At 42.5% G+C, this 13656-nt stretch carries 14 protein-coding genes; all 14 read right to left on the reverse strand.

Features of this window, described 5'->3' with window-relative positions; translation table 11 throughout:
• The coding region (locus AAEY99_RS12100) for a flagellin N-terminal helical domain-containing protein (RefSeq protein WP_502959502.1) at positions 1 to 431 on the reverse strand (431 nt) is incomplete at its 3' end.
• A 91-nt stretch (positions 432 to 522) separates the two neighbouring features.
• Entirely contained in the window at positions 523 to 1728 is a 1206-nt protein-coding gene (flgL, locus tag AAEY99_RS12105) for a flagellar hook-associated protein FlgL (RefSeq protein WP_351010631.1), read from the reverse strand.
• 10 nt (positions 1729 to 1738) lie between these two features.
• Positions 1739 to 3646: a flagellar hook-associated protein FlgK gene (flgK, locus tag AAEY99_RS12110; RefSeq protein WP_351010633.1), complete on the reverse strand. Its 1908-nt coding sequence runs from the start codon at positions 3644 to 3646 to the stop codon at positions 1739 to 1741.
• A complete protein-coding gene (gene flgJ / locus AAEY99_RS12115) occupies positions 3646 to 4788 on the reverse strand; it encodes a flagellar assembly peptidoglycan hydrolase FlgJ (RefSeq protein ID WP_162022648.1) in 1143 nt (380 codons plus the stop codon). The genes flgK and flgJ overlap by 1 nt, the downstream gene beginning before the upstream one ends.
• A gap of 17 nt (positions 4789 to 4805) precedes the next feature.
• Positions 4806 to 5912 carry a flagellar basal body P-ring protein FlgI gene (locus AAEY99_RS12120; RefSeq protein WP_351010636.1) on the reverse strand — a complete coding sequence of 369 codons (1107 nt, stop codon included), beginning with the start codon at positions 5910 to 5912 and terminating at the stop codon, positions 4806 to 4808.
• A 10-nt stretch (positions 5913 to 5922) separates the two neighbouring features.
• A complete protein-coding gene (flgH, locus tag AAEY99_RS12125) occupies positions 5923 to 6597 on the reverse strand; it encodes a flagellar basal body L-ring protein FlgH (protein ID WP_101085425.1) in 675 nt (224 codons plus the stop codon).
• Between the two features lie 9 nt (positions 6598 to 6606).
• A complete protein-coding gene (gene flgG, locus AAEY99_RS12130; RefSeq protein WP_123777077.1) occupies positions 6607 to 7395 on the reverse strand; it encodes a flagellar basal-body rod protein FlgG in 789 nt (262 codons plus the stop codon).
• Between the two features lie 11 nt (positions 7396 to 7406).
• Positions 7407 to 8150, reverse strand: coding sequence for a flagellar basal-body rod protein FlgF (flgF, locus tag AAEY99_RS12135; RefSeq protein WP_101085429.1), 744 nt, complete (start codon positions 8148 to 8150; stop codon positions 7407 to 7409).
• A gap of 282 nt (positions 8151 to 8432) precedes the next feature.
• Positions 8433 to 9821 (reverse strand): flagellar hook protein FlgE, encoded by a 1389-nt coding sequence (flgE, locus tag AAEY99_RS12140; protein WP_351010637.1) that lies wholly within the window; start codon positions 9819 to 9821, stop codon positions 8433 to 8435.
• 60 nt (positions 9822 to 9881) lie between these two features.
• Positions 9882 to 10667, reverse strand: a complete 786-nt coding sequence (gene flgD, locus AAEY99_RS12145) for a flagellar hook assembly protein FlgD (RefSeq protein WP_335690246.1) — start codon at positions 10665 to 10667, stop codon at positions 9882 to 9884.
• 23 nt (positions 10668 to 10690) lie between these two features.
• Positions 10691 to 11107, reverse strand: a complete 417-nt coding sequence (gene flgC / locus AAEY99_RS12150; protein WP_101085435.1) for a flagellar basal body rod protein FlgC — start codon at positions 11105 to 11107, stop codon at positions 10691 to 10693.
• Positions 11108 to 11109: 2 nt separating this feature from the next.
• Entirely contained in the window at positions 11110 to 11508 is a 399-nt protein-coding gene (gene flgB, locus AAEY99_RS12155) for a flagellar basal body rod protein FlgB (RefSeq protein WP_182743881.1), read from the reverse strand.
• Between the two features lie 136 nt (positions 11509 to 11644).
• Entirely contained in the window at positions 11645 to 12478 is an 834-nt protein-coding gene (locus AAEY99_RS12160; protein ID WP_101085440.1) for a CheR family methyltransferase, read from the reverse strand.
• A 72-nt stretch (positions 12479 to 12550) separates the two neighbouring features.
• Complete coding sequence (locus AAEY99_RS12165) at positions 12551 to 13471, reverse strand: chemotaxis protein CheV (protein WP_162022644.1); 921 nt, start codon at positions 13469 to 13471, stop codon at positions 12551 to 12553.
• Positions 13472 to 13656: the final 185 nt, after the last annotated feature.

Consider the following 13656-nt stretch of genomic DNA (forward strand, 5'->3'; position numbering starts at 1 on the left):
CTACCAAAAGTACCATCCAATAATTTTTTACCACCAAATGAAGTGGTATCTGCAATACGGGTTAACTCCTCTTGCAGCGCCCCAAGTTCTTTTTGCATTGCCTCTCGGTCACTGCTCGAATTTGAACCGTTGGCAGACTGCAAAGACAAGTCACGCATACGTTGCAAAATATTAGTAGACTCACTCATTGCACCTTCAGCGGTTTGAGCAATAGAAATACCATCATTAGCGTTACGAATCGCGACGCCAATGCCGTTAATTTGACTGGTCATACGGTTGGATATTTGTAAACCTGCAGCATCATCTTTGGCGCTGTTAATGCGCAAACCCGATGCCAATCGTTCCATTGAGGTAGCGGTATTACTTTGCGCTTTATTTAAATTGCCCTGCGCTTTCATTGATGTGACGTTGGTATTAACTGAAATAGCCATATGTAAATTCCTCTTCTTAGTTGAACGCCAAGACTCGGAGCTTGGCTAAACGGTTAATCATTAAACTGTTTAATGTGTGGTGAAACGTGTTTTATATATAGTCAAACAAACTGGTCGAACTTACTTTACTGAACAAACTCGATGCTGCGCTGAGTGCGAGTTGTTGCTTTTCAAATTCGGTAATGGCCGAGGCAAAATCTAAATCTTCTAACTTTGATAGAGCTGAGGTGTTAATCAACTTTTCATCAATATGATTGTCGCTATACTGCTGCAGCACTTTCAGGCTGTTGCCGGTTAAGCTACGTTGCTGACTCATTTGATTGACGCCACTATCAATGTTATTCAAGAGCTGTGCCAACTCTGACTGACCAGCAGGTGTTTGTGCATCGTCACCACTTTCAAATAATGCGATAGCCTTGCTGAACGTATCGAAAATACTGACTTCGGCCACTTCATTGATACTGAAAGAATCGCCAGCTTGGGGCTCTCCATCTAATTTAACGTCGATGCCATTAACGCTAACCGGCACAGATGCGTCAAAAGGCGCAACAGTTCTGACAAGGTTTGCCGTACTGTCATAGACCTCAACATTAAGCCCACCCAAACCATCATCAACAAAGTTAAAAGTATAGGTATCAGCAGTATATGGTGATGTACCTGTTATTTTGGCACTGGTCACAACAAAGTCGCCTTGCTGTAATGACGTATAATTGACGCCATAATCGCCCATGGCATTTGGCGCATTCATAAAGGCGGTATCGCCAGACACATTGGTATTAACTTGTGCACCTGCTGCAATATTACTTTTACGCACACCTGAATCGCCGCTGTATACCACTTCACCATTATTATTAAATGCAAATGGCGCACTGTTGGTTTTATTACCTGCGAATATATAGTTACCCGATTCGTCTTTGGTGTTGGCCATTGACATTAATTGCTCAAGACTTTGACGCATGTCATCGGCAATCACTTGCCGCTCGGCGGAAGTCATGCTGCCGTTGGCGGCACGTAACATCGACTCTTTCATGCTACTGGCTAGTGTGTCTGCCTGGCCTAACTGACTTTCGGCTTGCTGGATATGACTTGTGGCGTAGTCAATATTTTTAAGAAATTGATCAACCAGGGTGTTTTTTTGCTTTAAATTATCAATACCAATCGCGGCAACGGGGTCGTCACCTGCGGTGTTGACTCGTTTGCCGCTCGATATTTGAGCCATTATGGTATTAGTGGCAGACTGCTTTTCTAAAATACTGTTAGTACTTTGTTGAAACATTTGTCCGGTAGAAATTCTCATGGCTTATCTCCTAGCGAACCGAGCTTAATAAGGTGTCAAAAATGGTTTGCGCAGTAGACATAATGCGCGCGGCGGCCTGGTAAGACTGTTGAAAGCGCAATAAATTGGCGGCTTCTTCGTCTAGGTTAACGCCAGACTCACTTTGTACTCGGTCATAGGCTTGCTGATAAATAGCACTGGCGGAGCCCACACGCACTTCAGCAGACTTAGTTTGGCTACCGATATCCAATTTAGTATTTTCAAACACGCTGGTTAAGGTGCCAGTGCCGTTATTCATTAATTTAACGTCTGATAATTTGGCCATTTCAACGGCATTGTTGTTATTGCCTTCGGCAAATGCTAAATCAAACGTGAAGCTATTTGAGGTACCAGAACCAGTAATATCAAAGTCCATACCAAAAGCATTAATATTGTTACCTGTGTACGTGGCGCTTGGGCCTAATGAAACACCTACACTAGTAAATGCTTGATAAGTATTTAATGTAGTGTCGAGCTTGAAAGTAATCGTTGAACCAACTTGGAAACCCGCTACAGTTGAATCCATACTGTTTAAGCTGACTGAAGTGTTGCCTAAATTAGTTGAGGCCGATGTTAAAGTCGGCCCTGCAGCAGCAATGCCTTTAGGGTCGGTCATCACTACTTTTAAACCTGCAGCAGCACCAGCCGTTGGACGAATTTCAAACTTATCACCATCCGCTATTGGGCCGCCGGCAACATTAATGCTAAAACCTGCACTACTTGTTAGTTGAGTACCCGATAATGTTAAGTTTGATACTTTTCCAGTTTGGTTATCTGTTAATTGGTAACCATTCGCTGTGGTAAAACTTAGTTGGTAGGTGCTTCCTGACAATGCGCCCACATCGTCAATATTGACCGACATGGCTGCAGTACCGCTATTAGTAGAATTACTTCCGACACGACCAGATGCCATTAATGGGTCGTTAATATCACGAAAAATATCACTACCAACGTCACCGTTTAAATCAAAACCTTTAGACTGCATTTCATTAAAGGTGTCTGCAATGCCTAATGCTAATTGGCCGAGTTCAGTACTGGCCGGTAATAAGGTGTCGTCTCTAAATGAAAATAATGCGCCAAGTTGACCGCCTAATTTAGACGGATCAATGTTAAGGGTTTTATCGCCAATAGAGGCATTAATGCGTGGTTCATTTGGATAAGGATCGCCGGTACTGATGCCCATCGACATCGACACTTCACCCGATACCAACATCACCGAGCCGCCCAACATAATTGACTTTGCGCCGGTATCTAAAGGGATGACATTAACCTGAGCATACTGGCTGAGCTCTAAAATGAGTGCGTCTTGCTTGTCTAGTACTTGGCTGTCTTGACCTTGAGATTTCATCAACTCTAAATTGATGTTGCCTAATTCTTTGCTTATCTCATTTATACGAGTGGTAATGGATTCTATTTGGCTATTGGTTTGTTTCACCTGGCCATCTAGTTGTGATTGCATTTGATTCAGACCAGCGGCTAACTGTTGCGCAGAACTTAAGCTGTTAGTGCGAATACCAAGATCTGTTGGTAAATCGGCCACACTATTGATGCTTGCAAAAAAGTTGTTTAGATTTTCTGGCACCATTTTACCAATTTGAGAATAAATTTGGTCTAGCTCACTTAACTTACTGTAAGACGTTTCAGCCGCACTCATGCTGGTTTGACCGATGCGTAATTCACGTGCAGCAAACTCGTTGTAAACACGTTTAACATCGGACACATACGTGCCGGTGCCATAAAAATTATTGCCCAAGCGTTGTGATTCTAATGATGACTGGGTAGCAACTTGTCTGTTGTAACCTTCAGTATTGGCATTGGCAATGTTATTACTGGTCACCCCTAACTGAGCTTGAGATGCTTGAACGCCTGTGCGAGCGATATTGAGTAAGTCAATCGACATTATTTAGTCTCCACAGGTAATATAGATTTAAGGCCTTCTTTTACCGACTTCATCACATTGATGACTTTATTGGCATATTGAGGGTCGGTGGCGTAGCCGGCTTTTTGCAATGCTTTAATAAACTGAGTTGGCTCGCTGGCAACTTTACGTGCATCCTGATAACGATCGCCTTGGCTAATAAATGACACAAAGTCATTAAAGCTCTGTTCAAGGTTGTCATACATTCTGAAATCCGCTTTTTGTTGCACCGCAATGCCCTTTTCAAATTCCAATGTATTGACTGAAGTTTTATCACCTTGCCAACGCTTGTCTGCTTTAATATTAAACAGATTATGACTCATAGTACCGTCGTTTCGGCGTACCACTTTTTGGCCCCAACCGGTTTCTAATGCCGACTGGGCAATTAATACCTCAGCTGAGGTTCCTAACGATTTAGCCGCTTTTTCAGCATGGGGATACAAGACTGAAATAAAATGTTCTGGGCTAGTAAATTGACTCACTGCAATGCCTTTAGCTTTAGGAACTGCAAAATCTGTTTGCGGCAATACCTTGCCTACTTGTACTGCTTGACTGGCTAATTGCTCACCGCGTAATACGCTGTTTAACTGTTCACCGTCTAGCACATTAGTAAGTTGGGCTGACATTGGTCGCATCGATTCGGCGCTATCTATAACAGAATGTCCGATAATAGAATGCGATGCGGCTATTTGATCTTTTGGCGCAATAATATCGAGAGTGTCTTTATCTAATTCTGTTGCTGGAGCAACAAACATACTTGGGTTAACTTTATAATCACTATTGCCACGCAATACTGAAGCTGGCGTAATGGGGCTATCATCTGGGTCTAGTTGCTGCACCATCATCTCAGCCAAGCCCAACATGCCTTTATTAGATAAATCGACTGACATTTGCTGATCGCGCATTTGTTCAAAAAATGCAGTAGTTTCACTGTTCATTGGATTGTCTGACTTAAACGCGGCATTAGCATCTCGCATGCTTTTCATCAGCATTTGAATAAAAATACCTTCAAATTGCTTTGCTGCTTCTTTAAGTGCCCCCTTCTCGTCTTTCTGGGCTTGGACACGAAGTGAATCTAGTCCTCCTAGATCCAGAAAGTTCGATGAAGCTGACAACTTTTCCATAGTCATTCCGACAATTATTAGATGATGATAAGTTCACCATGCAAAGCGCCTGCCATCTTTAACGCTTCGAGTATGGCAAGTACGTCTGATGGTGCTGCGCCCACTAAATTCACGGCTCTTACGAGTTCGTCTAGTGTGGTACCTGGATTAAACATAAACATACGACGATCTTTTTCTGACACATCAATCGTACTGTTTGTAGTAACAACCGTTTCACCACCCGCTAATGCGTTGGGTTGTGACACTTGTGTGGCTTCAGCAATGGTGACAGTTAATCCGCCGTGAGTGACAGCTGCGGGTAATAACTTGACGTTTTGGCCAACCACAATGGTGCCGGTACGTGAGTTAACAATCACTTTGGCTGATTCTTCTGCTGGTATAACTTCAATGTTTTCTAATACCGATAAAAACGACACCCGCTGTGATGCATCGCGTGGCGCGCTCACTTGAATAGAAGTAGCGTCAATGGCCTTTGCCATGTCTGGACCCAGTAAATCGTTAATCGCATCTGCGGTGCGTTTAGCAGTCGAAAAATCAGAGCGACGTAAATTAAACGTAAGGTAATCACCGCTAGCAAATGGGCTAATAACGCTGCGCTCAACAATGGCACCACCTGGGATGCGGCCAACCGTAGGGGTATTTTGAATCACCAATGAGCCATCGAGCCCTTCGGCACTAAAACCACTGACAATTAAACTGCCCTGAGCAATGGCATACACATTGCCATCGACCCCTTTTAGGAAGGTTTGTAATAAAGTACCGCCACGTAAACTTTTTGCTTCGCCTAAACTGGACACGGTAATGTCAAGATTTTGACCCGGTTTAATAAAGGCAGGCATTTCGGCATGCACCGCAACGACAGCGACGTTCTTTGAATTAGGACGAACAGAGTCTGGTAAATTAATGCCGAAATTTTTGAGCATGGTTCTGAAGGTTTGTTCGGTATAACGGGTTTTCTCCCCAGTACCTGGCAAACCGACCACCAAGCCATAACCGATTAATTGGTTACTTCGCACCCCTTGAATACTGGCGATGTCTTTAATCCGTTCTGCATGTGCAGGTGCGGTTAGCATTATTATTGATGCGACTATCGATACAGCCGACGTAATCAGTTTAATTTTCATGCATTACTCCTTAAAAAGGCCACCAGTCACTCATAAAGAATGAACTCAGCCAACCGACTTTTTGGGAGTCAGCAAACGTACCGGTACCGCTATACTGAATACGAGCGTTAGCCACTCGAGTCGAATCGATTGTATTGTCTGGATTAATGTCTTCGCTGCGGATCATTCCGGTGACACGAATAAACTCATCACCGTTGTTAATAGAAATCCATTTTTCACCGCGGATCACCAAGTTGCCGTTACTGAGCACTTGGATGATATTGGCCGAAATACTGCCATCTAAACTGTTAGATTGATCGGCGTCAGACTCGCGCTTGGTATTCATGCTGTCGGAGTAACCCAAATCAATTGGGACACCACTGATGGAAATATTTTTACCGCCTGCATAAATGGGCTCTACACTTAAATCTGAGCCTTTTTTGATTTCGTTATTGGCACTTTTCGACGCTTGAGTGGACTCTTTTAAGGTCACGGTAATAATGTCGCCGACGCGATGCGCACGAATATCGGAATACAAGCTTGATGCTTGGCTATCAAGATAAATAGATCCCGTTGGCGCCACCTGCGTCGGAACGGTATCTGGGTATACCGGCGCATAAAATGGGTCATCAGCAATCGGTTTCTTGGCAGTAGAACTACAGCCAGCCAATAACACTACTGAGGCTAACGCAATGTATTTAATCATGTTAGCTCCTTAGAGATTCTGATTAATATAAGACAGCATCTGATCAACTGCTGAGATAACTTTAGAGTTCATCTCGTAAATACGTTGACCTTGAATAAGGTTGACCAACTCTTCTGTTACATTCACGTTAGACGTTTCTAGTGCTCCTTGGCGAATAGAACCTAAGCCGTCTTGCGACGCTGTACCTTGAATAGGTGTGCCACTTGCACCCGTTTCGGTATACAAGTTTTGTCCTAACGGGTCTAAACCTGCCGGATTAATAAAATCGGTCATGGTTAACTGGCCAATAACTTGACTGGCTGCGGTACCAGGGGTTTGCACTGACACTTCGCCCGATGCCGATACCGTAATACTGGTGGAATCATCCGGGATGGTAATTGGCGGTTGCACCACATAACCTGAACCCGGGGTTACAATCTGACCAGTATCATCTAAGCTGAACTGGCCATTACGCGTGTAGGCTGCTGTGCCATCTGGCATTTGCACTTCAAAAAAGCCCGAACCTTCAATCATTAAATCTAATGAGTTATCGGTAGTCAGCATGTTGCCTTGGGTAAACATTTTTTGGGTAGCAACAACTTTAGTACCCGCACCAATGTTTAAACCATTGGGTAACTTGCTGTTGTCTGAGCTAATGCCACCGGCTTGATTAACCGTTTGATAAAGTAAGTCTTCAAATACCGCACGACTTTTCTTAAATCCGACAGTACTGGCGTTGGCCACGTTATTTGAAATAACGGCAATATTAGTTTGCTGGGCATCGACACCGGTTTTACTTATCCATAACGCTGGATGCATAATAATTACTCCTAACTAATTCTCATCAAGGAAGTGGACGCCCGATCAATTTCTTCAGCGTTCTTCATCATTTTGACTTGCATTTCGTATTGACGTTGAATATCAATCATGGCGACCATTTCATGCACTGAGTTCACATTACTGCCTTCAACCGCGCCGCTTTCAACTTGAACGCCGGGGTCATTTGGTGCATTGCCACCCGCAGTTAAGCGAAACAAACCATCTTCACCGCGCATTAGGTTTTCGTTACCAGGATTAACTAATTTAATCCTCGCGACCTCTTCTATCACTTCCGCGGTTGCTCCTTGCGGACGTACTGAAATAATACCGTTGGCGGAAATTTCTATTTTCTCAACCGGAATGGGTAACACAATAGGACCCGAAGCTCCCATTACCGGGCGGTTACTGCTATTTAACAACAAACCTGTACTGTCAATTTTTAAACTGCCCGCACGGGTGTATCCTTCAGAACCATCTGCCGCTTGCACTGCAAGCCAGCCATCACCCTTAACCGCAATATCAAGGTCACGACCAGTGGTTTTAATCGGACCACCGTTAAAATTACTGCCTGGGCTTTCCATCATCGAAAACACCCGTGTAGGCAAGCCTTCACCAAATGCCTGCATTGAACGGGCTTGGACCATGTCAGCTTTAAATCCATCAGTATTGGCATTAGCAAGATTGTTCGCACTCACTGCTAGGGCATTCATCCCCTGCTTTGCGCCACTCATGGCAATATAAAGAAATTTGTCCATTTTTTGCTCCGTCAAACTTTCTGCAAAAATACTATATAAACAGAATAAGCAAGCATCATGCCAATGAGTTTTAAGTTGTGTTGTAAGGAGGTAACTACATGAATCGGTTAATCAATAAAATTAACGAATAACGCGTGAGTGTCAAAAAAGCATCTATCAACACTAGTGAGGTAATAACAAGGAGTAGCGAGGAGTAACAATAACAAGGATAAAGGCAAGGTGTTGCCGTAAACGGCAACACCTATTATCACGTAAACATAAATTGATAAGGTAAACGTAATCTTAGCGGATTTGTAATATGGTTTGATTTAAGGTGTTGTTGACTTCAAGCGTACGCGAGTTAGCCTGGAAGTTACGCTGAGCCGAGATTAAATCAACCAGCTCTGTGGTTAAATCAACGTTTGATTGCTCAAGCGCAGATGAACGAATACTACCAAATGTACCGCTATTGGCTTCTCCGGCTAATGCTGGGCCCGAATCGATACTGGCTTTCCAAGACGTATTACCCACTTGAGTCATACCTTGCTCGTTAGCAAAACGCACTAATGCCACACGTGATAACGGAACCGTTGAGCCATTACTGTAACTGGCGGTAATTAAACCATCTGAACCAATACCTACATTGGTTAATCGGCCCACGGTAATACCATCTTGAGTCAATTCAGTCACTTCAAATGGAGAAGCATATTGAGTCGGATTATTAAATTTTATCGTAAGGGTTTGAGCTCCATCGGCGCCAGGACCTAAAGCACCCGCACCACCAGCACCTAGTGCTTCAGTGGTAATAGTACCAGGGCTACTGCCAGTATAAGCTCCAACTGAGTTAAATTTAAGCACAGCACCTGACCATGTGCCAACACCACTAGGGTTGGCAGCTGATGCGGTACCAGCTACATCACCAGCACCACCACCGGCACCATCTCCATCACTATCGGTATTATAAGTCCCTGCGCCACTTGCTACATCCACAGGGTCACCATCAACTGCATAAAATGCCACCCAATTACTTTCGCCTGTATATGAACCGTTCGTTGGCTTAACAAAGTAGGTGGTCATAATATGCGACTCACCTAAGGAATCATAAATCGTCACTGAGGTAGAATTATTAAATGTATCAGAATCAGCAGGATCAAAATTAGCTGGATCTAATGCTGTTTCACCAACATTAAGATTCATCTGCAAACCAACATTTCCGGTTTGTACTGGGCTACCCGCCGTGTCAGGGATCTTAATTGGTTGGGTTGTGGTTAAACTCACCGAGGTTGAGTTACCGTCTTCATCCACCGGGAAACCTTGTAAAAAATTCCCTGCTGAGTCAACCATATAATTGGCCGAATCAACTTTAAACGCACCCGCACGGGTATATGACTGATCTTGCGAACCTAATTCAGAAGAGGTAACAAAGAAGCCACCACCACTGATCGCCATATCCAATGAGTTACTGGTAAATTGCAAGCTACCTTGATGAAACTGCTGCGCAACTTGTGTAGTAGTTGTACCACCACCTACAGCCGTTTTACTGTTAGAAAAAATTGAATTGGCGTAAACGTCAGCAAATTCAGCTCGAGACTCTTTAAAACCAATAGTATTGACGTTAGCGATGTTATTCGCGGTTGTATTTAAATCTTTTTGCGCGGCAGCGATACCACTCAATGCGATGTTAAATGACATATTACACCTCTCACAATTAATTCATTTATGATGACAACTAACGGTTCGTTGTTAGCCGTACTATGTTTCAGATACTGCGAGTACGTCAGATAACTTAATTCCACCTACTCCACGCAAATTCAAAATTGCTCCTGTTGCTACAGTGCCTAATGACACACTGGTAACATGAGCATAAGTCGATACGGCTAAATCCTCCGACGTTCCATCGACTTTACCACTGGCCTTAATGGCATAATTACCCGCTTTAGCTGGGTTACCACTTTTATCTAGACCATCCCAAGTCACATCAACATTGCCGCCTTTACTGCCGTCGACATTAAAGCTCTTAATAAGCTGACCCGACTCGTCTTCAACCCTTACCGTAATCGTTTCAATTGCTGATGGTGTACTGATCACCCCTTTTATCTCAGAGCTTTCAGTAGAGATAGCGCCGGTATCAGAAGGAATGAGCACTTTGCGGCCAACCAAGCCAGAAGCTTGTAACGCCTGGCTAGAACTCATCACAGTATTAAGGTTAAGGATTTCATCATTAAGATTTGAAATACCATCGACTGTAGAAAACGATGCCATTTGGGCAATCATTTGATCGTTATCAACCGGTTTAAAAGGATCTTGCATCGACAGTTGCTGACTGAGTAAAGCAAAGAAATCCTCTTGCTTTAGCATTTGATCGCTTGATTCAGGGATAGCACTTTCTTCAGGTAGACGGATGCTATCTAGAAACACATTACCCGTAGTCGTGCTGGTCGTATTTGTCTGTACAGAACTTTTCGTTGTAGCGCTAGTATTAGATGCACTACTGGATTGTTGCGGTAAAGACTGACTGTAAGAATTAACGAGGCTCATTGTTACCTCCTTGAATAATCATACTATTTACCCATCCTTAATGTCTGTTGCAACATAGACTTTGTTGCATCAGCCACCTGAACGTTCATTTGATAAGAACGCGATGCAGAAATCATATCCGCCATTTCTTCCATCACATTGACATTAGGTTTATAAATAAAACCATCACCATCCGCCATGGGATGGTCTGGCGAGTATTCTTTTAATAATGGCTTATTACTTTCGACAATGCCTTTAACGGTTACGCCAGGCGAACTGTTTTGCTGGCTATTGGCTTTTAGCATTTCGGCTTCAAAAACAGGATGACGCGCGCGATAGGTTTTATCGACACTGCTAGACACAGAATCAGCATTGGCAATATTACTGGCGGTGGTATTCAAACGCACTGACTGCGCAGACATACCTGAACCAGAAACATTAAAAATATTAAATAAACTCATAATTAATCACCTCGCAATGCTTTACGCATGCCACTAAATTTTCCCTCAAGAAAGCCTAATGACATTTGATATTCGAGCGCATTTTGCATAAATGCTGCTTGCTCTTTCTGCGTATCGACAGTATTACCATCGCCAGTATCAGCTTGATTTGGCATACGATATTGAACATGCTGTTGACTTAACGCCGTTAAATCAAAATGTTTCTCTGTGGTTTGGCTCATACTCAAGCCTTTCTGATGCGAGCTTGCCGCTTGCATAGCAGAAGCAAAATTGACATCTTGAGCTTTATAATGAGGAGTATTGGCATTGGCGATATTACTTGAAATCACTTCTGCTCTTTGAGCTCGAATGCCCAAAGAGTATTGGTGAACACCTAATGCATTATCGAAATTAATCGCCATAAAATTGCCTCCATCAGCTAACTGGTAGAAATAAAGCAAAGGTTATGCCAACAATTTAATTTATGAGGGAATAAAAGATAAAAACAAACATGCCGACGAATGCCGGCATGATAAATAGATTAAGCTATTATATTATCTAGGTTTTCTTTTGATAATAAATTCCAGGATTACAGCGAACCATATTAAATTCTTCGGTTAATCCCGCAAGAGATTCTGACGCACCCAAAAATAAAATACCTTTAGGATTAAGTGCGGCAGCAAATTGCCGCAAAATTTTAGCCTTTGCCTCAGGAGCAAAGTAAATCAACACATTGCGGCAAAAAATAATATCGTATTTACCTAATAGGCTATAACTTTCAAGTAGATTATGGGCTCTAAAGTTAACTAATCGCTTCACATTATCTTTAACTTTCATGTTACCCGAAGGTAAAGCATCAAAAAACTGACGTTTACGTTCTTCAGACAAACCACGAGCAAGTGCTAAACCATCATATTCAGCATTTTTACAACGATCTAGCATAGAAGGTGATAAATCTGTTGCCTGAATTGTCGCGCCTCCTGGTAAAGCACCAGGTTTACGTTGTTGATATTCCAACACCGTCATGGCCAACGAATAAGGTTCTTGACCTGAAGAGCACGCAGCCGACCAAATTTTTAATGGTCTGCCAAGCTTACTGTATTCAGGCAATAGAGTATTGTGCAGTAATTCAAATGGATAACGGTCTCGAAACCATAACGTTTCATTGGTGGTCATCGCATCTATCACTTCAGCGCGCAGTTGCCGTTCTATCGGTTTCATCGACTTTTTAACTACCTCAGACAAAGAAGGCAAATTATGCTTCCCCATCAAAGGTGCTAAACGGCTGCGGACTAAATATTGTTTGTTCTCACCTAACACAATACCGCTATGCTGTTCTAAAAACAGCCTAAATTGATTGTACTCTGCTTCAGCAAGTGATTTATCTGTCACATTATCTTCCTAATAGGTAAGCCTATGAACTCAACCTCCAATATTTTGCAATATTTTGCAATAATAAAAGGTTTATAAACTTAAATGTTTGTTAACCGCTGCGGCTAATTCATCGGGATTAAACTTAGCAATAAAGTCGTTAGCCCCTACTTTTTGTACCATCGCTTGGTTAAATACACCACTTAATGATGTGTGCAATACTACTTTGATATTCTTTAATTTTGGATCATTACGAATTTCAGCCGTTAAGGTATAACCATCCATTTCAGGCATTTCAATATCAGAAATGATTAACGGAATTTCAACTGAAACATCATCCATTTCTGCGGCAATACTTTTCAGTTTTTCCAGCGCCTCTCTACCATCTTTAGCGGTATCGATTTGCAGATTTAATGACTCTAACGAACGAATAATTTGTTTGCGTGCTACAGCAGAATCATCAATAACCATAATATGATAATGCTGTTCTCTATCAATAGTTAATGCTTCATTGAGCTCTTTACTGATAGACGTCTTAACCGGTGAAATTTCATCAAGAATTTTTTCAACATCTAAAATCTCTACCAACTCACCTTCAATCTCTGTCACCGCAGTTAAATAAGAAGAGCGGCCAGAACCTTGCGGTGGAGGCATAATGGCTTCCCAATTCATGTTGATAATACGTTCAACTGAACTGACTAAAAAGCCTTGAATACTTCGGTTATATTCAGAAATGATAATAAAGCAATTTTCTGTTGATGTCAGTGGGCGTCCACCCGTTGCGGCACTTAAATCGATAACGGAAATGGTTGAGCCACGAATATGAGCAACACCTTTAACAAAACGGTTTAATTTAGGCAACGTAGTCAGTGGTGGGCATTGCAACACCTCTTTCACTTTAAACACGTTAATGCCAAACCGTTGACGGCCGCTAAGCCTAAACAATAGCAGCTCGAGTCTGTTTTGCCCGACAAGTTGGGTACGTTTATTTACTGAATCTAAAATGCTCGACATAACAAGGCCTTGTAGTTAACTGTCACCCAAAAGGATAAAAATTGTTCTTTGAAATTATAGTAAACCTTGGTTTAGCATAATACGGTTAGTACATATTTTACTGATGGTCACTCAATTTGAGTCTAAACCATCACCAATCTAACAAATACATCTCAATTTAATGAATCAAAAAGTGGGCATGCAAC

Source organism: Shewanella sp. S1-58-MNA-CIBAN-0166 (assembly GCF_040310085.1).
Taxonomy (GTDB): domain Bacteria; phylum Pseudomonadota; class Gammaproteobacteria; order Enterobacterales; family Shewanellaceae; genus Shewanella.